A 20,573-nucleotide genomic window follows, 5' to 3' on the forward strand; every position below is an offset into this window, starting at 1 on the left:
CATGAAACAGAAGAGCCTTTGCAGTAATAGCAAAGGCTCTTTATCCGTTATCAGGCCAGCGACGCGATCTGGTTTTTGGCATCGGCGATTGCGGCACTTTTCGCTTCGTCGCCACGGCCCAGGTTTTCTGCGCGGATAATGGTCACGTCGGTCAGGCCAATAAAGCCCAGCACCGCTTTCAGATAGGATTCCTGATGCTCGAGGAATGCCGCCGGGCTGTCGCCGGTGTACTGGCCGCCGCGCGATGAAGCGATAAATACTTTTTTGCCTTTTGGCAGCAGGCCTTCCGGGCCGTTGGCACCGTACTGGAAGGTGCGCCCGGCCACACAAACACGGTCGATCCACGCCTTAAGCTGGGATGGAATAGAGAAGTTGTACATCGGCACGCCAATGACAATCACATCCGCGGCGAACAGGTCGTCAATAAACGCCCCACCGGCAGCAAGATCTGCGCCCAGCTCAGCGTCGGTCACTTCCGCGCCCTGGAAAGCGGCAATGTGCTTGTCGGACAGGTGCTGAGCCGGGGACTGCACCAGGTCGCGATAAATCACGGTGGCACCAGGGTGTAGCGTTTTCTGGCGGGCAACAATCTCCGCCGACAGCTGGCGGCTGACGGAATAACCGCCCAGAACACTGGTATCAATATGCAGGATAGTCGACATCGTTTTAGCCTCTGAAATGGAGCCTGGTTTAGGGGATAAGCGCGTTAAGAGTTTTTTTAAAGCCGTTAACATAGGTGTGCTCAATCTTTAAGATTCGCTGAACATGGCTGTCACTATGCCACCGCCTTTCCCACCCGAATAGCCGTTATATTTCGATGTAATCCATCGCCAAACCCGATACATCTTCGCCAATGACAAAGCCATGCCGAAGGGCTATATTGCGCTTCACCCCTTCACTACCAGGCAGGAATCACAATGCTGGACGGTATTTCGCTGGACCAACTTCGCACGTTTATTGCCGCCGTCGACGAAGGCAGCTTCTCCGCGGCCGCCCGCAAGATGTACCGCGCCCAGTCGGTGATCAGCGATTTGATTAAAGGGCTGGAAGCCCAGATTGGCGTGCAGCTGTTTGACCGTTCCGGCCGCTACCCAAAGCTAACGCCTGAGGGGGAAGTGCTGCTGATCGACGCCCGCTGCATTGTTTCTGGCGTTGATTTTATGAAGGCGCGAGCGCGCGGGATGTCATCGGGGCTGGAGTCAGAACTCTCGGTGGTAGTGGACGTTTTCTTCCCGCTGGAGGCGATGACTTCGGCGGCCAAAGCCTTCCGCGAACAGTTCCCCGGCACACCGCTGCGCCTGTTTGTTGAGGCGCTGGGCGGTGGCTACAAACCGGTGCTTAACGGCAGCGCGGGGATTGGTATTCTTGGCTCACTGCCGGATATGCCGGCCTCGCTGACCGGGGAGCGTCTGACCGGCGTTTCTCTGGTAATGGTAGCCGCGCCCGATCACCCGCTGGCGCAGTTCGAGGGTATGGTGCCAAAAGCAGAGCTGACCAAACACGTTCAGCTGGTGCTGACCGACCGCTCCGAGCTTTCCAAAGGGAAAGAGTTTGGCGTGATGTCGCCTTCTACCTGGCGGCTGGGCGATCTGCTGGCCAAACACGCCTTTTTGCTCGACGGCCTCGGCTGGGGCAGCATGCCGTCGCACGTTGTCGAACGAGATATTCGCGAGGGACGGCTGGTGCGGCTGAACATTGAGGACGTCCCGCCCGATGGACTCGCGCTGCCGATGTTTGGCGTCTACCCAATTGCCTCCCCGCCCGGCCCGGCCGGACGCTGGCTGATTGAGCGGCTTAAAAACCTCTGCCCGGCAAAACTGGCCGCCAGCCGGCTTAAAGACTAATTTCATCCACGGCATCAGGCCGGGTATCAGTCGCTATCAATATCCAGCAGGTTATTTAAAGCATGAGCCCGCAGTTCATTGACTTTACTGATGCTTTTATCCGGCGAGGAGCGAATCACATCGCGCGGATCGTTAATCAGCACGCGGCCATGGCTGTCGACTAAAAATTGCAGATCGTCGATATGCAATTCATGGTTTTTCAGCTTGTTAATAATGGCATTACAGTCCGCCAGCACGTTTTGATTGAATTTCTTATCATCCGGCAGGCTTTTCTTATTATTCACGATATCTTCGGAATCAAAAGCGTTGTGGATATAGTCTTTCTCCACGCCGACACTACCGCCATGTTTGACCAGGGCATGAGCATCCACCACGGGGAAGCCGAGATGCTTAAGCTGTTTGGTGGTTTCAAGCTCTTTTAAAGCGTATTGTTCCGCTGAAATGGTGCCAGTAGTGCCAGGTCTGAACAGGCATACGCACTTGCGTGGATCCTGCCGCGAATGAAAGACATCTTTTTGACTTCCTGCACCGATCTTTTGCCCCAGCGACGGCACATCCTGAAACGCCGTGGCTGGTGCCTGTACATTCGATGCATGCAAGTGCCGCCCCTGGGCTGCATTATTTGAAACGGTATACATGATGGACTCTCCTGTGCGGTACAACACCGCGCTATAGCAAAGCCCTTGAGTAGCTCTGGCAGCCCGCAGGTTCCCGTAAGCCAAGCCCTGGCACCTTTCGTAACCAGAAAAATTCCCGCATCCCCATTCCAAACGCTATGAGATCGATTATCATTCCCTTCCTAAATTTTCCCGTTCTGAAGGTCATCCATGTTCACAGTGTTTACCGCCAAAGCTCGCTGGCTGCTCGCCGCCGTTGCCCTGCTGAGCTTCGCCGCCCAGGCCGCCCCGATTGTTGTTACCGACGTAGCGGGCCGGGAAGTGACGCTGCCCCATCCGGCAAAGCGAGTGATGCTGGCCGATGCGCGAGCCCTGCTGGCGCTGAATATTATTCACCCGAAGGATCCGCTGGAAAACATCATTGCCTGGGATAACTCGCTGAAGACCAAAGCGCCCGATCTCGCGGACGCCTATGCGCGAAAATTCCCGCAGGTAAGCAAAATCACGATGTTTGAAAACCCGTACTACACGGATTTCAGCGTCGAAAAAGCGGTTACCTTACAGCCAGACCTGATCATTTTTGACATCGGCGTGCTGGCCAAGCTGAAGAACAGTGGCGTGCTGAGCCAGCTGGAAAAAGTGGGCATTCCGGTGCTGATTATCGACTTCCGCCAGCAGCCGTTGACCAACACGCTGCCTAGCATCGAACTGCTGGGCAAAGTGTTTGACGAGCAGAAAAACGCAGACGCCTTTATTCAGCACTACCAGCAGCGGATGAACCTGGTCCGCGAGCGCGTGGCCACGCTGAAACCTGAGCAGCGTCCGAGCGTGTTTATTGAGCGCGCGGCGGGCATTCGCGGCGACGAATGCTGCCAGACCTTCGGCAAGGGCAGCTACGGCCAGTTTATTGATACCGCCGGCGGCAACAATATTGGCAGCAAGCTGTTCCCGGAAATGAGCGGCCAGGTAAACACCGAGCAGGTGATCACCAGCAACCCGGACTTTTACCTGATGACCGGTGCCGACTGGAACCGCGGCAATCGCGCGCCAAAAGCCGTGCCGCTGGGCTATATGGCCGATAAAGCCGTGGCCGAACAAAAGCTCAAAGGGCTGATGAACCGGACCGGCATTAACGTGCTGACGGCGGTGAAAGAGAAGCGCGTGATGGCGATTTACCACCAGTTCTACGACTCTCCGCTGAACTATATCGCAGTGGAAACCATCGCTAAGTTCCTGCACCCGGACCTGTTCAAGGACATTGATCCCCAGGCCGACATCGAACAGGTTCACAAGCAGTTCACCGCGCTGGACTACAGCGGCGTGTTCTGGGTTACCCCTTAATGAGCTGAATCCATAGCCTGTTGGTCTTTCCTGCCGAGCGCTAACCTAATCGCTCGGCTTTTTTTTGCTTACTTTCTGACTTATTCCGAATTATTCCGTAATAAAACTATTTACTTGAAAATAATTATCATTAAGATTGTCATTTCCAAAAAAACTCATAACGATAACCCCATAATTCGATAGGAATGATGATGCGCCCCCTTTTTCGTGTCTCTCTCCTGGCAAGCGCGATAGCATTTGCGCTGCCAGCTCTCGCCGCAGATAACACTCAAACAGATAAAGCTCCAGCAGATAAAAAAGCTGATGACATTACCGTCGTCGGTAACTGGCTGGATAACCCGGACACCAGCACCGTACTGCTTAACCACCCTGGCGCTCGCTCAATCGTCACCGAGCAGCAGCTTCATGAACAGGGCTCTGAGACGCTTGCAGATGCGCTGAAGGGCATTCCCGGCGTTCAGGTGCGTGACAGCAACGGCACCGGCGGCAGCGACATTTCGCTCAACGTTGGCGTGCGTGGCCTGACTTCTCGCCTGTCACCACGCTCTACCATCCTGATGGACGGTATTCCACTGGCGGTTGCCCCTTACGGCCAGCCACAGCTTTCGATGGCACCGCTGGGCATGGGCAACATTCAGTCCGTGGACGTGGTTCGCGGCGGCGGCGCGGTGCGCTATGGGCCGCAAAACGTCGGCGGCGTGATTAACTTTGTGACCCGCGATATTCCGAAAGAATTTGGCGGCACCGTCAGCGCGCAGACCCAGGGTGCCAGCCACGGTGGCCTGAAGACGCTGACCAGCGCTTCCGTGGGCGGCACGGCCGATAACGGCTTTGGTGCAGAACTGCTTTACTCCGGCCTGCACGGCCAGGGCTACCGCGAAAGCAACGACAATACCGACATCGACGATTTCATGCTGAAGACGAAGTACAACTTCACCGATCGCGATGAGCTGCAGGCTAACTTCCACTATTACGAAGCCCAGTCCGGCATGCCGGGCGGCCTGACGACCGCCCAGTATGCGAAAGACCCGTTCCAGTCAGACCGCCGCTGGGACAGCTTTGAAGGCCGCCGCAAGGATATGTCCTTCAAATATAAGCACACCGAAGACGACAAAAAGCTGGAAGTCCTGACCTACTTCACCGACAGCTACCGCAGCAGCGATCTGGAATATTTCAAGGGCAACAAACGTACCCTGAACTCAGCGCCTCGCAACTACTCCACCTGGGCGATTGAGCCAACCTATTCTCAGCTCTTCCGCTTCTGGGATATGTCTCACGAGGTCACCCTGGGCTACCGCTACCTGAACGAAACGTCGGACGAGAAAGGTTACCGCACGCCAAAAGCGTATGATCCGGCGACAACCTTCACCAAACCGGACATGACCGAGTACTACCAGCACAGCTCCGGCGGTACTGCAGCCAACGCTTTCTATATTGATGATGCCATCAACGTCAGCGACTGGACGATCACCCCTGGCCTGCGCTATGAAAGCATCAAAACGCACACCAGCGATTCCTTCCAGAACATCGATCGCGAGAAGACCTACAGCCAGCCGCTGCCTTCTATTAGCGTGATGTACCATATGTCTGATGCCTGGAAACTGTTCGCCAACGCCAGCACCTCCTTCGGCAGCATGCAGTACTTCCAGCTGACCCGTGGCGGCAGCGGCAACCAGCCGGCAGCGGGCCTGACGCCTGAAAAAGCGCATACCTACGAGTTCGGCACCCGTTATGACGACACCACGCTGAAAGCCGAAGCTACGTTGTTCTACATCGACTTCGACGATCAGCTGCAATACATCAACAACATTGTGGGCTGGACAAACCTGGGCGCAACCAAGCACCAGGGCCTTGAGCTGGCGCTGAATTACGATCTGAGCGAAGTGAACCGCGCGCTGGACGGCGTGAGCGTATACACCACGTACACCTACACCAAAGCCACCAACGACAAAGGCGACTTCGCCGGTAAAGACCTGCCGTTCTACTCTCGTCAGGTTTACACCGTGGGTACCCGCTACGCGACCGGCAACTGGGTATGGAATCTGGACAGCTTTGCACAGTCTAAACAAAGCTCACCGGGTACCGGGCCGAACTACATCACCGACGAAAGCGCGGACGGGCAGTTTGGTAATATCGCAGGCTACATGGTGTGGAATATGCGCGGTGAGTACGACTTCGGGCCGTCGCTGTCTAACCTGAAACTGGGTGCCGGGATTAAAAACCTGTTCGATCAGCGTTATTACACGCGTTCGAATGATAATAACTCCGGTAAATACGTAGGCGAACCGCGCACCTTCTTCGTGCAGGGTTCTCTGGCGTTCTAATCACAACCCTCACCCTAACCCTCTCCCTAAAAGGGAGGGGATAAAACGGTATTTCTCCCTCATCTTTCGGGGAATTTTTCCCCCTCTCCCTCTGGGAGAGGGCCGGGGTGAGGGGAAAATTACGCCAGATCCCCGCCGTTGCTCGCAATCACCTTCTTATACCAGTAGAACGACTTCTTAGGCATGCGCGCCAGCGTTCCCTGCCCTTCATCATCACGATCGACATACACAAAGCCGTAGCGTTTGCTCATCTCGCCGGTTGACGCGGACACCAGATCAATACAGCCCCACGAGGTGTAGCCCATCACCGGAATACCGTCCGCAATCGCCTCGCCCATTGCTTTAATGTGTTCCTGCAGGTAGCTGATACGGTAGTCATCGTTGATTTCCCCTTCGGCATTTACTTCGTCTTTCGCGCCCAGCCCGTTCTCCACCAGGAACAGCGGTTTCTGATAGCGGTCGTACATCATGTTCATGGTGATGCGCAGGCCGAGCGGGTCGATGCCCCAGCCCCACTGGCTGAAGGTAATGTGCGGGTTCTTGAGCGATTTAATGATGTTCGCCGGGTTGGTATTGCCCTCGTTCATGTCTGCCGAAGCACAGCGCGAGGCGTAATAGCTGAAGGAGACAAAATCGACAGTGTTCTTCAGGATCTCGTTGTCACCGGGCTCGGTGACAATCTCAATCCCTTTCTCACGGAACATTCGTGCCGCATAAGCCGGGTATGCACCGCGCGCCTGGACGTCAATAAAGAACAGATTCTCGCGGTCTTTCTCCAGCGCAGCCCAAACGTCCTCCGGCTTGCAGCTGTAAGGATAAAAGTTCCCCCCCGCCAGCATGCAGCCAACCTGGTTTTGCGGGTTAACTTCGTGGGCGATTTTAGTGACCAGCGCGCTGGCAACCAGCTCGTGGTGCGCGGCCTGGTACATCACCTGCTCTTTGTTATCGCCTGCTTCAAAGACCAGTCCCGCGCCGGAGAACGGGCTGTGCAGCATGATGTTAATTTCATTGAAGGTGAGCCAGTATTTCACCAGGCCGTCGAACGCCTCAAAGCAGGTGCGCGCGTAGCGGCTGAAAAACTCCACCATTTTACGGTTGCGCCATGAGCCGTATTCCTGCACCAGGTGCATCGGCACATCGAAGTGACACAGCGTTACCAGCGGTTCGATGTTGTATTTTTTGCACTCGGCAAACAGGTCGCGGTAGAAGGCGATCCCTTCCGGGTTAGGCGTCGTTTCATCCCCTTTGGGGAAGATGCGGCTCCACGCTATGGAGGTTCGGAACACGGTGAACCCCATTTCTGCCAGCAGCGCGATGTCGTCTTTATAACGATGGTAAAAATCTATGGCCTCGTGGCTCGGGTAAAATTCATCGTCATGCAGTGCAAAACGTTTTTCCACACCAAGCTTTACCCCGAGGCGATTCTCGCCATGGGGGATCATATCGACGGTGCTTAGCCCCTTGCCCCCGGCCTGATACGCGCCCTCGGCCTGATTAGCCGCGATAGCGCCGCCCCACAAAAATCCTTTTGGAAAAACTGTCTCAGCCATGCTTACCTCTGCTTAAAGTGTTTTTACTGCATTATCTGGTCGTACAAACGTCGCGTTGCTGCCCTGTTCTTTGGCTTTAACGTCCTCCACGGGAATATCTTCAAAGCCGAGAATAAGCGTAGTAATAAACGACAGCACCACGGCAAGAATCATCACCGCCCCCACCCAAACGATGCTCATCGGGTTCGCGGGATCGAAGAACTGCACGCTGGTGAATAGCCCCGGCGAGGCCATAGAATGGCTGGCGAGCCCGCCAATACCAGCGACGGCACCGCAAATAAAACCGCTAATGAGGCAGGCAATCAGCGGGCGCTTCAGCCTTACTGCGACGCCGTAAAGCGCAGGTTCTGAAATACCCGCCACGATTGCCGATGCCGCTGCAGCAAGCGCTGTCTGACGCAGTTCAGGGTTTTTCGTCCGCCAGGCGACAGCTAAAGACGACCCGCCGAGGGACAGGTTAGCGCCAATTTCTGACGGCATAACCATGCCCTCTTTGCCCGTTTCGGCGATGGTCTGGATAATCGTCGGCGTAAATACGCGGTGCATCCCGGTCATCACCAGCAGCGGCCAGATAGCCCCCATGATGGCGACGGAAAGCCAGCCCAGGTAGCCGTGCACGGTGTACACCAGCGAAGAAATCCCGCTGCCAATCCAGATGCCCAGCGGCCCAATCAGCAAAATCGCTATCGGCGCGGAAACCAGCACGATCAGCATCGGCTTGAGGAAGTTTTTGGTCACCGCTGGCGTGATGCGATCCACGCCTTTTTCGATGTACGACAGCAGCCAGGTCATCACCAGCGCGGGGATCACGGTATAGGTGTATTTCACGGCGGTGACGGGCACGCCCATAAAATCAACCGCTTGCCCCTGGGCCGCCTTCGCCATCAGGTCAATAAAGGCCGGATGCACCAGCACCCCGGCGATAGCAATCGCCAGCGACATGTTGGTTTTAAATTTCACGGCAGCAGAAGCCGCCACCATCACCGGCAGGAAGAAGAAAGCGCCGTCGCCGATGAGGTTAAGAATGATAAGCGTCGAGGATGTCGTTTCAAATAACCCGGTCATCGCGAGGATCATTGCCAGCAGCTTCACCATCGAGCCGCCGATAATCGCCGGAATAAGCGGCGACATAGTGCCAATCAGCGCATCGAGAATACCCGCACCGATGCGTTTCAGGGTCAGTTTGCCTTTTGCCGTCGTCTGTGGCCTGTCGCCAGCTCCTTCGGGAAGATGTTTCAGCACTTCAGCGTAGGCCTGAGACACCGTATTACCAATGATAACCTGGCACTGCTGGTCGTTTTTCACCACGCCCAGCACGCCGGAAATGGCCTTCAGCCGGGCGCCGTCCACCCTTGTATCGTCCTGTAATACAAAGCGCAGCCGCGTCATGCAATGGGTTACCGTCACCACATTTTCCGCGCCGCCTAAAGCCTCGAGAATCTGTCGGGATACTGCCTCGTACTTGTTAGCCATGAGGTGAAACTCTCTTGTTATGATTTCGTAGGTAACCGGTTCCACACAATCATGTGTAGTTGAAAATTAGATCACAATGATTATTTTTATTGAGATCGATTTTTGTGATTTACATCGAAATACAGGCTGCACTGCGCCCTGGCCGCGAAAAGTGTAAAATGGTCAGAAATGACGAACTTACGAGAAGCCTTTATGTCGACGATGCAGGAAGTGGCGAAAAAAGCAGGCGTATCAAAGGCAACCGTTTCGCGCGTGTTGTCGGGCAAGGGCTACGTGAGCGAGGCCACTAAAACGCAGGTGTACCAGGCCATTCAGGAAACGGGATATCGCCCTAATCTGCTGGCACGTAATCTGGCGACCAGCAAATCAGGCTACATCGGGCTGGTCGTGACCAACACGCTGTACAGCGGGAACTATTTTAGCGAGCTGCTTTCCCAGGCCGCGCTGAAACTGGAAGCCAGCGGGCGTCAGCTGATTCTGGTCGACGGCAAACACAGCGCCCAGGAAGAGCAGGCCGCCGTGCGGTTTCTGCTCGATTTACACTGCGACGCGGTGATCATTTATCCGCGATTTTTAAGCGTGGACGAGATGGATGAGCTGATTGAACAGCATAAGCAGCCGATCATGGTGATGAACCGCAAGCTGCGCAAACACCAGAGCCACTGTATTTGCTGCGATCACAAAGGTTCCAGTTTTACGGCCACGCGCTACCTGATTGACCAGGGCCACCGCGATATCGCCTTTATCACTGGCGTCCTGGACTCCCCCACGGCGAGAGAGCGCCTGTCGGGCTACCGGGAAGCGCTGGAGCAGGCCGGGTTACCGATGCGGGACGAACTGATCGCCACCGGAAAATGGACGCCTGCCAGCGGGTCGGCGGCGGTAGAAACGCTGCTCTCAGCGAAACAGGGCTTCAGCGCCCTGGTCGCCAGCAACGATGACATGGCTATCGGCGCGATCGGCAGACTCGGCCAGGCTGGCCTGTCGGTGCCGCGCGATGTGTCGGTTATTGGTTTTGATAATGTCCCGACCGGGGCTTTTCTTACCCCGCCGCTGTCGAGTGTGAAAGAGCCGGTGAGCGAAATGATTCATGAAGTGATTAACCGCCTGACCGCGATGCTGGATGGTGGCTATTTCTCACGGGATAACTTGTACAGTTCGGAGATGATCGTGCGAGATTCTGTGGCGAAAGGGCCTTATTTTCAGCAAAAATAGAGAAAAATAAAAAGGAGCGAACTTCGCTCCTTTTCTGTCATTAAACGCGGCTACCGAACACCGCTTCTACGGCAAAGACAGCAATTTGCCCGTCCTGCTCTTTCGTGGCCCCCGACACCCCAATTGCGCCAATAACAGCGCCCTCCGCGTTGCGCAGCGGGATACCGCCATCAATGCCGACCAGCCCACCGTTACTGTTTTCCAGCGAATATGCCGGGCCGTTCGGATGCAAATTAACGCCAACATCTTCGCTGTTGGCCTGGAACAGCACCGCCGTACGCGCTTTGCGCATGGCAATATCAATGGTGGCCAGGAATGTGCCGTCCATACGGGCAAAGGCCGTTAAGTGGCCGCCGCTGTCCAGCACCACAACGGAAACCGGCGGGAAGCTGTGGGTCTCCACCACCGTTTTTACGCTGGCGATCAGCGCTTCTGCAAGAACTAAACTGACTGTCACGATGAAAACCTCAATGCGCTAACGGGGGATGTTTTTTGGCGTCAATAACAGCCCAGGTGTGGATCAGCAACCCGAAGACCGCCAGAATTGCGCCCACCCAGCCGGTGGACTCCCAGCCAAAGCCTGCGGAAATCGTCACCCCGCCAAGCCAGGCACCTAGCGCGTTGGCGATGTTAAACGCCGAGTGGTTCATCGCTGCCGCCATAGTTTGCGCGTCACCAGCCACGTCCATCAGGCGGATTTGCAGCACCGAAGAAAGCGACACCATTGTGCCCACCAGCATCACGGTGACCGCCCCCAGCCACGGGTAGTGCGAGGTGTAAACGTAAGCGCTGAGCACCAGGATCGCCCAAATCAGCAGCAGGCGAACGGTTTTCTCCAGCCCGCGATCCGCCAGGCGGCCGCCGACGATATTACCGACAATCATGCCCAGGCCGAACATCGACAGAATCACCGGGATCATCCCTACCGACTGATTCGCCAGCTCCAGCATGGTAGGCTTCACATAGCTGAATACGGAGAACATTCCGCCGCTGCCAATCGCGCCGATAGCCAGCGTCAGCAGCACCTGCTTGCGGGTTAGCGCGGTCAGCTCGCGCAGCGGACTGGCGTCTTTATCCCCGGCACGCCACGGCACCCACATCCACACCAGAATCAGCGTCAATACCGCAAGGCCGCCGACGATGGCAAACGCACTGCGCCAGCCGAACAGCTGCCCAATGGCCGCCACCGCAGGTACGCCGAGTAAGTTGGCTATCGTCAGGCCCAGCAGCACCATCGACACCGCCTGTGCCCGCTTCGAGCGCTCAACAAGGCTTGCCGCCAGCAGAGCCGCGACACCGAAGAACGTGCCGTGCGGGAAACCGGCCAGGAAGCGTGCCAGCATCATGGAGTAGTAACCTGGTGCAAATGCGCTCAGCAGGTTGCCAACGGCAAACATCGCCATCAGGGCAATCAGAAAGTCACGCCGCGCCATACGGGCGCCCAGCACCGCCAATAGCGGAGCACCGACCACCACGCCCAGCGCATAAATGCTGATCAGGTGGCCCGCAGAAGGAATAGAAACGTGTAGCCCGTTTGCAGCATCGGGCAGCAATCCCATGATGACGAATTCGCCGGTACCGATGGCAAAGCCGCCCATGCCGAGCGCAAACAGCGCTTTCAGCAGCCCGGCTCGCGACAGGGAAACCGTCTCAGCCCCCTGTTCCAGGGTTTGTTCATTAAGTGATGACATAGTTTTTTGACTTGTGCAGGTGAACAACAAAATACGCCCCGGCGCGGTTCAGCGGGGCGCGGGAGAGAACTAAAGCGATGTTTTCCGGTGCGGAGGTGCCATAAATTCGGCCCCCAGCGGGGTGCTAATATGTTTGGCTAAAATGTGATCAATATCGCATTTATCTTCGGCGGTCAACGTCCAGCCGGACACGTCTTCCACCCCGTTAAGCTGTTCAGGACGACGAGCCCCCCACAGCGCGATGGTTGGGCCGGCATCCAGCACCCAGCGTAGCGCCAGGGCCATCACGCTCTTGCCGTAGCGCTCTGCAGCAAACGCTTTCAATTCTTCGACTGCAGCCAGATACTGCGCAAAGCGCGGCGGCTGGAATTTCGGATCAAAGCTGCGCAGGTCGCCTTCGCCAAACGCGGTTTCCGGCGTCATGCGGCCAGACAGCAGGCCCCGGCAAATCGCACCGTAGGCCAGCACTACCATCTGAGGGTATTTCGCATAGGGCAGCAGATCCGTTTCGGTCGCGCCGCGTTCAAACAGGTTGAGCGGCGGCTGCATGGTTGCCAGCGGCGCGGCGCTGCGGAATCTGTCCATCTGCGCTGGGGAATAGTTGCTGACGCCGAGGGCGCGGAATTTCCCCTGCTGATGCAGCGTTTCCAGCACACGCGCGGTTTCATCTATCGCCACTAAATCGTCCGGCCAGTGCACCTGGTACAGGTCGATATAATCCGTTTGCAGGCGGCGAAGCGAGTCTTCAATTTCCTGGCGAATACGCTGCGGCGTCGAATTACGCGTGACCCGCCCGGCCTCGTCCCAGTCCAGCGCCACTTTGGTGGCAATAATCGCCTTGTCCCGGCGGCCCACCAGCGCTTTGCCTACCACCTCTTCGGAGTGCCCAAAGCCGTAGACTGGCGCGGTGTCGATAAGGTTGATGCCGCGCTCCAGCGCCTCATGCAGCGTCGCGATCGACTGCCCGTCGTTACTGCCGCCCCACATGCTGCCGCCAATGGCCCACGTGCCCAGGCCGATACGGCTGACGGGTTCAGAGATGCCCGCGATATGAATCGTTTCGATTGCCATGATTTACCCCTGTCTGTTCTGTGCACTAATAGTAACTCATGTTAAGTTGAATTAATTTCAACGAACCCTTGATGACAGAGGCCCCTTTTATGCCCGCTCCGGTCCGCGGCGAACTCGCCGATCTCAACGTTTTTTTGACCATCTGCCGCCGGAAAAGCTTCCGTCTTGCCGCTTCTGAGCTGGGAGTGTCTACCTCTGCCCTGAGCCACACGATGCGCGGGCTGGAGGAGAGGCTCGGCGTTCGCCTGCTCAACCGCACCAGCCGCTCCGTCGTCCCCACTGACGCCGGTGAAGCGCTGCTCGGGCACCTGGAAACCGGGTTTTCCCATATTCGCATGGCGCTTGATGAACTGGACCATTACCGCGAATCCCCGGTCGGGCGGCTGCGGATTAATATTCCACGAGACGCCGCCCAGCTGCTGTTTGCGCCGGTACTGGCGAAATTCATGGCTACATACCCCCGGCTGCAGATGGAAATTACCGTCGATAACACGCTGGTCGATATTATCGGCAGCGGCTACGACGCCGGGATTCGCTATGGGGAGAGCGTCCCTAAAGACATGATTGCGATGCCGGTGACGCGCAAGCTTAAGTGGATTGTGGTGGCCTCCCCGCAGTATTTAAGCCATACCTCGCACCTTCCGCTGAACCACCCGGACGATCTCTTTCAGCACCAGTGCATCCGGATGCGGCTCGGCAACGGCACGCTGTACAAATGGGAACTTAACCGGGGCAAAGAGGCGCTGGCATTGGATGTGCCCGGCTCGCTGATACTCAATGAAAGCGAAATGATCATTGATACCGCCCTGAACGGCTTCGGGCTGGCGTATTGCCTGGACGTGCGAGTGCGGCCGCTGCTGGAAAGCGGGCAGCTGGTGCAGGCTATGCCGGAGTGGGTGTGCGAAGATGAACCGATGGTGATGTATTACCCCAGCCGCAGGCAGCTCCATCCCGGCTTGCGAAGACTTATCGAAATGATGCGTGAGGCCACGCTGTACTGACAGCCCCAAAAAAATACTTCACTTTAAAAATCAATTAGTAAGTATCATTTTATATTAATTCACAATCAAATAGCTTGCAATAATATTGCGTGCTATTTAAATTCACTTCCGCCAGCACTCAATCACAACAAGACATCACCAATTAAATAGCACGCGATACAATCGCAAAGGAGATAAAATGTCACGCTCATTACTGATCGCCATGACTTTAACCGCTTCCAGCCTGAGCCCTGCTTTTGCCGCCGACGCACCGACCCCGACCGTCGGCGTGAGTAAGTTTCTCTCCGTTTTAAACAGTGGCGGGGGCAAACCCATCGAGCAACTCTCTCCCCAGGCCGCCCGGCAGGTACTGATCGATGCCCAAAAAGGCGCCAAACTTCCTGCCGCTGATATCTCTGAAAAGACAATTACCGTTGGCGGCAAGCCGCTAACGCTCACCATTGTTAAGCCCAAAAATGCCAGCGGCAAATTGCCGGTGTTTATGTTCTTCCACGGCGGTGGCTGGGTGCTGGGCGATTTCCAGACTCATGAACGCCTGGTACGCGATTTAGTCTCTGAGTCGGGCGCAGCGGCGGTGTTTGTGAACTACACCCCATCCCCGGAAGCGCACTTCCCTGTGGCCATCAACCAGGCCTATGAAGCAACCCGCTGGGTGGCCGAACACGGCAGCGAAATTGGCGTAGACGGCAGTCGCCTTGCACTGGCCGGTAACAGCGTGGGTGGTAACATGGTTGCCGCCGTAGCCCTGCAGGCCAAAGCGCAGCATACCCCGGCGATTCGCTACCAGGTCATGCTGTGGCCGGTAACCGACGCGCGCTTTGATACCGGCTCTTATAACCAGTTCTCAAACGGCTATTTCCTCAGTAAGAACATGATGAAATGGTTCTGGGACAACTACACCACGAAAGAGAGCGACCGCCGCAATATTCTGGCTTCACCGCTGGAGGCCAGCCGTGAGCAGTTGAAGGACCTGCCGCCCACCCTGATTCAAACGGCGGAGCTTGACGTGCTGCGTGATGAAGGCGAAGCGTTTGGCCGGAAGCTCGATGAAGCTGGCGTGCCGGTGACCGTGACCCGCTACAACGGCATGATCCACGATTACGGCCTATTGAATGCCATTAGCGATGAACCCACAGTGCGTACCGCCATTGCACAGGCCGCAGGCGAGTTACGTGCCCATCTGAACTGATTTCGAGCTTGTATTGAGGGGGATAACGGCGGTTATCCCCTTTCTGTTTTTAGCTCAACTCATCGATCGCGCAAATTATTCATCTGCCGACATTATCCGGGTTGATTTACGTCAACGTAGTGCTCCCGCGAAAGCGCATGATAGCCATCCGCGAATAATAGAATTCATATTATACCGCAAGGAAACTAATCATTAATAAGACAGATGAGTGAATGACTGATGAGCAAACTGAGAATGTTGGTGCTGTCGCTGGGTCTGGTCAGTGGCCTGGCAAACGCCGCCCTACCGCTGTTCAACGGGCACGGTGCACCGGGGGATGTGCATATCGATAACGGAGGACCAGTCTATTTGAACGGCAAGCAGATGGCGCTGAAAAAGGTCAACGATAATTTCTATGAGGCGCGTGGTCAGGGTGTGGTGTTATCGATTGCCGTGATGCCTGACGGCAGTCCTTCCGTCAGTTGGACCGGTAAACACCGCGCTCACGGGGAAATTATTCCGACAGAAAAGTAATAGCTAAAAGCTTATGTCCGGCGGGTGAGAGACTCTCACCCGCACAACGTCTTATTCCGCTTTCGCAGGCTTCAGGCGCTGGGTCAGGCCACGCAGGAAGTAGCGCAGGAACTGATCGCCGCACTCGCGGTAGTTTTTATGATCCGGGTTACGCATCATGGCGGTAATTTCCGGCATAGAAATGCGGAACTGCTGGGCGGTAAGGATCTCCAGCACGTCGTCAGACTTCAGCTCAAAGGCGATACGCAGCTTTTTCAGAATAATGTTGTTGGTCATCCGACGCTCGAGCTTCGGCTCCGGCTTGCTTTCGTCTTTGCCGCGTTTGAAGTAGATCAAACCGTTAAGAAAGTTTGCCATGATCAGATCCGGGCAGGCTTTAAAGCCTTCTTCGTCCTCTTTCTTTAACCACGGAACGATCTGTTCCACAGGGACGTCGGTGCCGGTCAGGGCAAAGATCTTAACGATTCCATCGTTATTCAGGTTCAGCATGTAGCGAACGCTAAGCAGTACGTCATTATTCAACATGGGGCAATCTCAGGGCTCAAAAGCGGGCAGTATATAGAGAAGCGAACGCGTTGTAATAAAAACCGCGCGGATTTGTCCGCCGGAGCTAAATTTACCGGCGGTGAATTGGCACTCTTCAGGCTTAAGGGTAAACTCAATGGGCTAACTTTCATCCTAAAAGGTAATCATTTGATCCTACGACTTTGGCAAGAATCCGACCGCCCTTTCTTACGTACCCTTTATCTTCATGCCCGCCGCAAGGCATGGCCCTGGCTAGACGGCAGCGCATGGCAGCTCGAAGACTTTGACAGTGCCACTCAGGATGAACGTATCTGGGTGGCGGAAGATAACGGCCACCGCATCGGCTTCGCCTCGGTCTGGGTGCAGGATAATTTCTTGCATAATCTGTTCGTCAGCCCCGAAGCTCAGGGGACGGGCGCGGGAAAGGCGCTGCTGGAGAAGGTGCAGAGTGAATTTACCGCAACGGGTTCGCTAAAGTGCCTGGCGAAAAATGAACACGCGATTGAGTTTTATCGGCGCAACGGCTGGCATATTGAGGCCCCGGGAGACGGGCCGGACGGGGAGTACTATTTAATGCATTTTGTGTTGAAATTGCCGCCTACCGGCTGAATATAATCTCTCTTCCCCTCACCCCAAAGGGGCGAGGGAGAAATAAGAAGCCGTGTTGCGGCTAAGGGAGAGAGATTAAATTCTTACACCGCTCTGAAGGCGATCTCGCTTGGGATCACATCCCCGTTCCAGTAAAGCTGAGCCGCCACGCGCCCCGCCAGCTCACGGTAGAGCGTAGTGATGTCGCTTTCCGGGCGATTAATGACCGTCGGCTTACCGGCATCCAGGTCTTCGCGCAGGGTGATGTGCAGCGGCAACTGCCCCAGCAGCGTGGTGTGATACTGCTGCGCCAGCTTCTCCGCGCCGCCGGTACCGAAAATCGGCTCCTGGTGACCGCAGTTGCTGCAGATATGAATACTCATATTCTCGACAATACCTACCACCGGCACCTCAACTTTCTCGAACATCACGATCCCTTTACGGGCGTCGATCAGCGCGATGTCCTGCGGCGTGGTCACCACCATCGCCCCGGTGACTGGAATGTTTTGCGCCAGCGTTAGCTGGATGTCACCGGTGCCCGGCGGCATATCGATCACAAGGTAATCCAGATCCGGCCACAGCGTTTCTTGCAGCATTTGCATCAGCGCTTTGCTGGCCATCGGGCCGCGCCATACCATGGCATTTTCGTCGGTGACGAGGTAACCGATCGAGTTAGTTGCCAGGCCGTGCGCCACGATCGGCGCCATGTGCTTGCCGTCCGGGGACGTTGGGCGCTCGTGTTCGGCACCCAGCATGGTTGGGATCGACGGGCCGTAAATATCGGCATCAAGAATACCGACTTTGGCCCCTTCGGCCGCCAGCGCCAGCGCCATGTTGACCGCGGTGGTTGATTTCCCCACCCCGCCTTTGCCGGAGCTGACGGCAATAATATTTTTGACGCCGTTAATGCCGGGCTGGTTTTTCACCCGCTTCAGCGTGGCAATGTGGTGGCTGAGCTTCCAGTCTACTGCTTTTGCGCCGGTGATCCGCAGCAGGTCTGAACTGCAGGTCTCTTTTAAGGCATCAAACCCACTTTGCCAGGCGAACGGCATCTGCAGTTCAACGTGCAGCGTGTCGTCAAGCATGGCGACATGGTGCAGCGCTTTCAGCGCGGTGAGGTTATGTTTCAAGGTAGGGTGCTGAAAATTAGCCAGGGTTCCGGCAACCATCGCGCGTAGCTGTTCCGGGGACTTACTGGACGGGGATTGCGAATTCATCCCGACTCCTTATGTTTTTATCGGACATTGCAATCCGCTAAGCATACCAGAAACCACGCCACCGATTCATATACGGTTATTGCGGGCTTTGGGGTTACTAAACAATTGCCAATCCGGTAATATCGAAGCCCCCTTTTTTAATCAGAGGATGCAATCCCGACTATGACTCAACCCGCGAAGAAAATATTGGTAACGTGCGCACTGCCGTACGCAAACGGCTCAATCCACCTCGGTCACATGCTGGAGCATATTCAGGCTGATGTCTGGGTCCGTTACCAACGAATGCGCGGCAACGAGGTTAACTTCATCTGCGCAGACGACGCCCACGGCACGCCTATCATGCTGAAAGCACAGCAGCTGGGTATCACCCCAGAGCAGATGATTGCCGAAATGAGTCAGGAGCATCAGACTGATTTTGCAGGCTTTAACATCAGCTATGATAACTATCACTCCACCCACAGCGACGAAAACCGCGAGCTGTCGGAGCTGATTTATGGCCGCCTGAAAGAGAACGGTTTTATTAAAAACCGCACGATTTCTCAGCTCTACGATCCGGAAAAAGGCATGTTCCTGCCGGACCGCTTTGTCAAAGGCACCTGCCCGAAATGTAAAGCCCCGGATCAGTACGGCGATAACTGCGAAGTGTGCGGCTCCACCTACAGCCCAACCGAGCTTATCGATCCAAAATCCGTGGTGTCCGGCGCGACGCCTGAAATGCGTGATTCCGAGCACTTCTTCTTCGACCTGCCGTCCTTCAGCGAAATGCTGCAGGCGTGGACCCGCAGCGGCGCGCTGCAGGAGCAGGTGGCAAACAAAATGCAGGAGTGGTTCGAATCTGGTCTGCAGCAGTGGGACATCTCCCGCGATGCGCCATACTTCGGCTTCGAAATCCCGAATGCACCGGGCAAATACTTCTACGTCTGGCTGGATGCACCAATCGGTTACATGGGTTCCTTTAAGAACCTGTGCGACAAGCGCGGCGACACCACCAGCTTTGAGGAATACTGGAAGAAAGATTCCACCACCGAGCTGTATCACTTCATCGGTAAAGACATCGTTTACTTCCACAGCCTGTTCTGGCCGGCCATGCTGGAAGGCAGCAACTTCCGCAAGCCAACCAACCTGTTCGTTCACGGCTATGTGACGGTTAACGGCGCGAAGATGTCCAAGTCTCGCGGTACCTTTATCAAAGCCAGCACCTGGCTGAAGCACTTTGATGCCGACAGCCTGCGCTACTACTACACCGCGAAGCTCTCTTCCCGTATCGACGATATCGACCTGAACCTGGAAGACTTCGTGCAGCGCGTGAACAGCGACATCGTCAACAAAGTGGTTAACCTGGCCTCCCGTAACGCTGGCTTTATTGCCAAGCGTTTTGACGGCGTGCTGGCCGCAGAGATTGCCGATGCAGAGCTGTACAAAACCTTCACCGACGCGGCAGAAAGCATTGGCGAAGCGTGGGACAGCCGCGAATTTGGCCGTGCTATCCGCGAAATCATGGCGCTGGCGGACATTGCTAACCGCTACGTGGACGAGCAGGCTCCGTGGGTTGTGGCTAAACAGGAAGGCCGCGATGCCGATCTGCAGGCCATTTGCTCCATGGGCATTAACCTGTTCCGCGTGCTGATGACCTACCTGAAGCCGGTTCTGCCGTCGCTCACCGAGCGTACAGAAGCCTTCCTGAATGCCGAACTGAGCTGGGACAGCATCGCTACGCCGCTGCTGAACCACAAAGTGAACAGCTTCAAGGCGCTGTATAACCGCATTGAAACCAAGCAGGTAGAAGCCCTGGTGGAAGCGTCTAAAGAAGAAGTGAAAGCGCTGAATGCGGCACCGGTAACTGGCCCGCTGGCGGACGATCCGATTCAGGAGACCATCACCTTTGATGACTTCGCGAAAGTGGATATGCGCATTGCGCTGATTGAGAAAGCAGAATTCGTGGACGGCTCCGACAAGCTGCTGCGCCTGACGCTGGATCTCGGCGGCGAAAAACGCAACGTCTTCTCCGGCATTCGTACCGCTTACCCGGATCCGTCTAAGCTGGAAGGTCGTCTGACCGTAATGGTGGCCAACCTCGCTCCGCGTAAGATGCGCTTTGGCGTGTCGGAAGGGATGGTGATGGCCGCAGGTCCTGGCGGGAAAGATATCTTCCTGCTGAGCCCGGACAGCGGCGCTCAGCCTGGCATGGCTGTTAAGTAATTCCCCTCCCCCCAGCCCTCTCCCCACCGGGGAGAGGGTACAAAACAATCGAACTACCTTGTCTTTATCCCCTCTCCTTTTTAGAAAGGGGAATATGGCGATTTACTCTGCTTTTATCCCCTTGTATGTTTAAAGTCACTTCAGTTACCCGCCGTCAGGCGGGTACACTGTCAAAGCGTTTGACCTGATGCCACAGCCCGTTTCCCCTCTGGGAC

At 55.9% G+C, this 20,573-nt stretch carries 18 protein-coding genes; 9 read left to right on the plus strand and 9 right to left on the minus strand.

Going from position 1 to position 20,573, the window contains the following annotated elements:
- Nucleotides 1-50: 50 nt before the first annotated feature.
- Complete coding sequence (locus B9Y90_RS06080) at nt 51-662, minus strand: FMN-dependent NADH-azoreductase (RefSeq protein ID WP_197061689.1); 612 nt, start codon at nt 660-662, stop codon at nt 51-53.
- A 255-nt stretch (nt 663-917) separates the two neighbouring features.
- Here B9Y90_RS06080 and B9Y90_RS06085 point away from each other — a divergent pair, with 255 nt between their 5' ends.
- Complete coding sequence (locus B9Y90_RS06085; protein ID WP_039295282.1) at nt 918-1,844, plus strand: LysR family transcriptional regulator; 927 nt, start codon at nt 918-920, stop codon at nt 1,842-1,844.
- Nucleotides 1,845-1,870: 26 nt separating this feature from the next.
- Here B9Y90_RS06085 and hopBF1 read toward each other — a convergent pair whose 3' ends face one another.
- A complete protein-coding gene (gene hopBF1, locus B9Y90_RS06090) occupies nt 1,871-2,482 on the minus strand; it encodes a T3SS effector protein kinase HopBF1 (protein WP_085540572.1) in 612 nt (203 codons plus the stop codon).
- A gap of 189 nt (nt 2,483-2,671) precedes the next feature.
- Between hopBF1 and B9Y90_RS06095 the strand changes: the two genes are divergently transcribed.
- Both B9Y90_RS06095 and B9Y90_RS06100 read left to right on the plus strand, forming a co-directional pair.
- On the plus strand, nt 2,672-3,802 hold the full coding sequence (locus tag B9Y90_RS06095) for an ABC transporter substrate-binding protein (RefSeq protein WP_061277974.1): 1,131 nt from the start codon (nt 2,672-2,674) through the stop codon (nt 3,800-3,802).
- Nucleotides 3,803-3,993: 191 nt separating this feature from the next.
- Nucleotides 3,994-6,126 (plus strand): TonB-dependent receptor family protein, encoded by a 2,133-nt coding sequence (locus B9Y90_RS06100; RefSeq protein ID WP_085540573.1) that lies wholly within the window; start codon nt 3,994-3,996, stop codon nt 6,124-6,126.
- A 119-nt stretch (nt 6,127-6,245) separates the two neighbouring features.
- Here B9Y90_RS06100 and B9Y90_RS06105 read toward each other — a convergent pair whose 3' ends face one another.
- Both B9Y90_RS06105 and ascF read right to left on the minus strand, forming a co-directional pair.
- A complete protein-coding gene (locus B9Y90_RS06105; protein WP_085540574.1) occupies nt 6,246-7,676 on the minus strand; it encodes a 6-phospho-beta-glucosidase in 1,431 nt (476 codons plus the stop codon).
- A 12-nt stretch (nt 7,677-7,688) separates the two neighbouring features.
- Nucleotides 7,689-9,149 carry a PTS cellobiose/arbutin/salicin transporter subunit IIBC gene (gene ascF / locus B9Y90_RS06110; RefSeq protein WP_085540575.1) on the minus strand — a complete coding sequence of 487 codons (1,461 nt, stop codon included), beginning with the start codon at nt 9,147-9,149 and terminating at the stop codon, nt 7,689-7,691.
- Between the two features lie 168 nt (nt 9,150-9,317).
- Between ascF and B9Y90_RS06115 the strand changes: the two genes are divergently transcribed.
- Nucleotides 9,318-10,364, plus strand: coding sequence for a LacI family DNA-binding transcriptional regulator (locus tag B9Y90_RS06115; RefSeq protein ID WP_254902663.1), 1,047 nt, complete (start codon nt 9,318-9,320; stop codon nt 10,362-10,364).
- A 40-nt stretch (nt 10,365-10,404) separates the two neighbouring features.
- On the opposite strand, the gene B9Y90_RS06120 is transcribed toward B9Y90_RS06115, so the two are convergent.
- The 3 genes from B9Y90_RS06120 to B9Y90_RS06130 all read right to left on the minus strand — a co-directional run bounded on the left by B9Y90_RS06120 (nt 10,405) and on the right by B9Y90_RS06130 (nt 13,126).
- On the minus strand, nt 10,405-10,821 hold the full coding sequence (locus B9Y90_RS06120; RefSeq protein ID WP_085540577.1) for a GlcG/HbpS family heme-binding protein: 417 nt from the start codon (nt 10,819-10,821) through the stop codon (nt 10,405-10,407).
- A 10-nt stretch (nt 10,822-10,831) separates the two neighbouring features.
- Nucleotides 10,832-12,055: an MFS transporter gene (locus tag B9Y90_RS06125; RefSeq protein ID WP_085540578.1), complete on the minus strand. Its 1,224-nt coding sequence runs from the start codon at nt 12,053-12,055 to the stop codon at nt 10,832-10,834.
- Nucleotides 12,056-12,124: 69 nt separating this feature from the next.
- A complete protein-coding gene (locus B9Y90_RS06130; RefSeq protein ID WP_085540579.1) occupies nt 12,125-13,126 on the minus strand; it encodes an aldo/keto reductase in 1,002 nt (333 codons plus the stop codon).
- A gap of 89 nt (nt 13,127-13,215) precedes the next feature.
- Between B9Y90_RS06130 and B9Y90_RS06135 the strand changes: the two genes are divergently transcribed.
- From B9Y90_RS06135 to B9Y90_RS06145, 3 genes are all read left to right on the plus strand, one after another.
- Nucleotides 13,216-14,127, plus strand: a complete 912-nt coding sequence (locus tag B9Y90_RS06135; RefSeq protein ID WP_085540580.1) for a LysR family transcriptional regulator — start codon at nt 13,216-13,218, stop codon at nt 14,125-14,127.
- Nucleotides 14,128-14,305: 178 nt separating this feature from the next.
- Nucleotides 14,306-15,316: an alpha/beta hydrolase gene (locus tag B9Y90_RS06140; RefSeq protein ID WP_039295307.1), complete on the plus strand. Its 1,011-nt coding sequence runs from the start codon at nt 14,306-14,308 to the stop codon at nt 15,314-15,316.
- A gap of 219 nt (nt 15,317-15,535) precedes the next feature.
- Nucleotides 15,536-15,829 carry a hypothetical protein gene (locus tag B9Y90_RS06145; RefSeq protein WP_231560155.1) on the plus strand — a complete coding sequence of 98 codons (294 nt, stop codon included), beginning with the start codon at nt 15,536-15,538 and terminating at the stop codon, nt 15,827-15,829.
- Between the two features lie 51 nt (nt 15,830-15,880).
- On the opposite strand, the gene B9Y90_RS06150 is transcribed toward B9Y90_RS06145, so the two are convergent.
- A complete protein-coding gene (locus tag B9Y90_RS06150) occupies nt 15,881-16,354 on the minus strand; it encodes a YehS family protein (RefSeq protein ID WP_085540581.1) in 474 nt (157 codons plus the stop codon).
- 168 nt (nt 16,355-16,522) lie between these two features.
- Here B9Y90_RS06150 and B9Y90_RS06155 point away from each other — a divergent pair, with 168 nt between their 5' ends.
- Nucleotides 16,523-16,963, plus strand: a complete 441-nt coding sequence (locus B9Y90_RS06155) for a GNAT family N-acetyltransferase (RefSeq protein ID WP_085540582.1) — start codon at nt 16,523-16,525, stop codon at nt 16,961-16,963.
- An 83-nt stretch (nt 16,964-17,046) separates the two neighbouring features.
- Here the strand turns inward: B9Y90_RS06155 and apbC are convergent, their stop codons facing one another.
- The gene (gene apbC, locus B9Y90_RS06160; protein WP_039295317.1) at nt 17,047-18,159 is read right to left on the minus strand and encodes an iron-sulfur cluster carrier protein ApbC; all 1,113 of its coding nucleotides are present in this window, start codon (nt 18,157-18,159) and stop codon (nt 17,047-17,049) included.
- 162 nt (nt 18,160-18,321) lie between these two features.
- On the opposite strand from apbC, the gene metG reads away from it, so the two are divergent.
- On the plus strand, nt 18,322-20,358 hold the full coding sequence (metG, locus tag B9Y90_RS06165; RefSeq protein WP_039295320.1) for a methionine--tRNA ligase: 2,037 nt from the start codon (nt 18,322-18,324) through the stop codon (nt 20,356-20,358).
- Nucleotides 20,359-20,573: the final 215 nt, after the last annotated feature.

This window comes from Cedecea sp. NFIX57, assembly GCF_900177785.1.
Classification (GTDB): Bacteria; Pseudomonadota; Gammaproteobacteria; order Enterobacterales; family Enterobacteriaceae; genus Cedecea; species Cedecea neteri_C.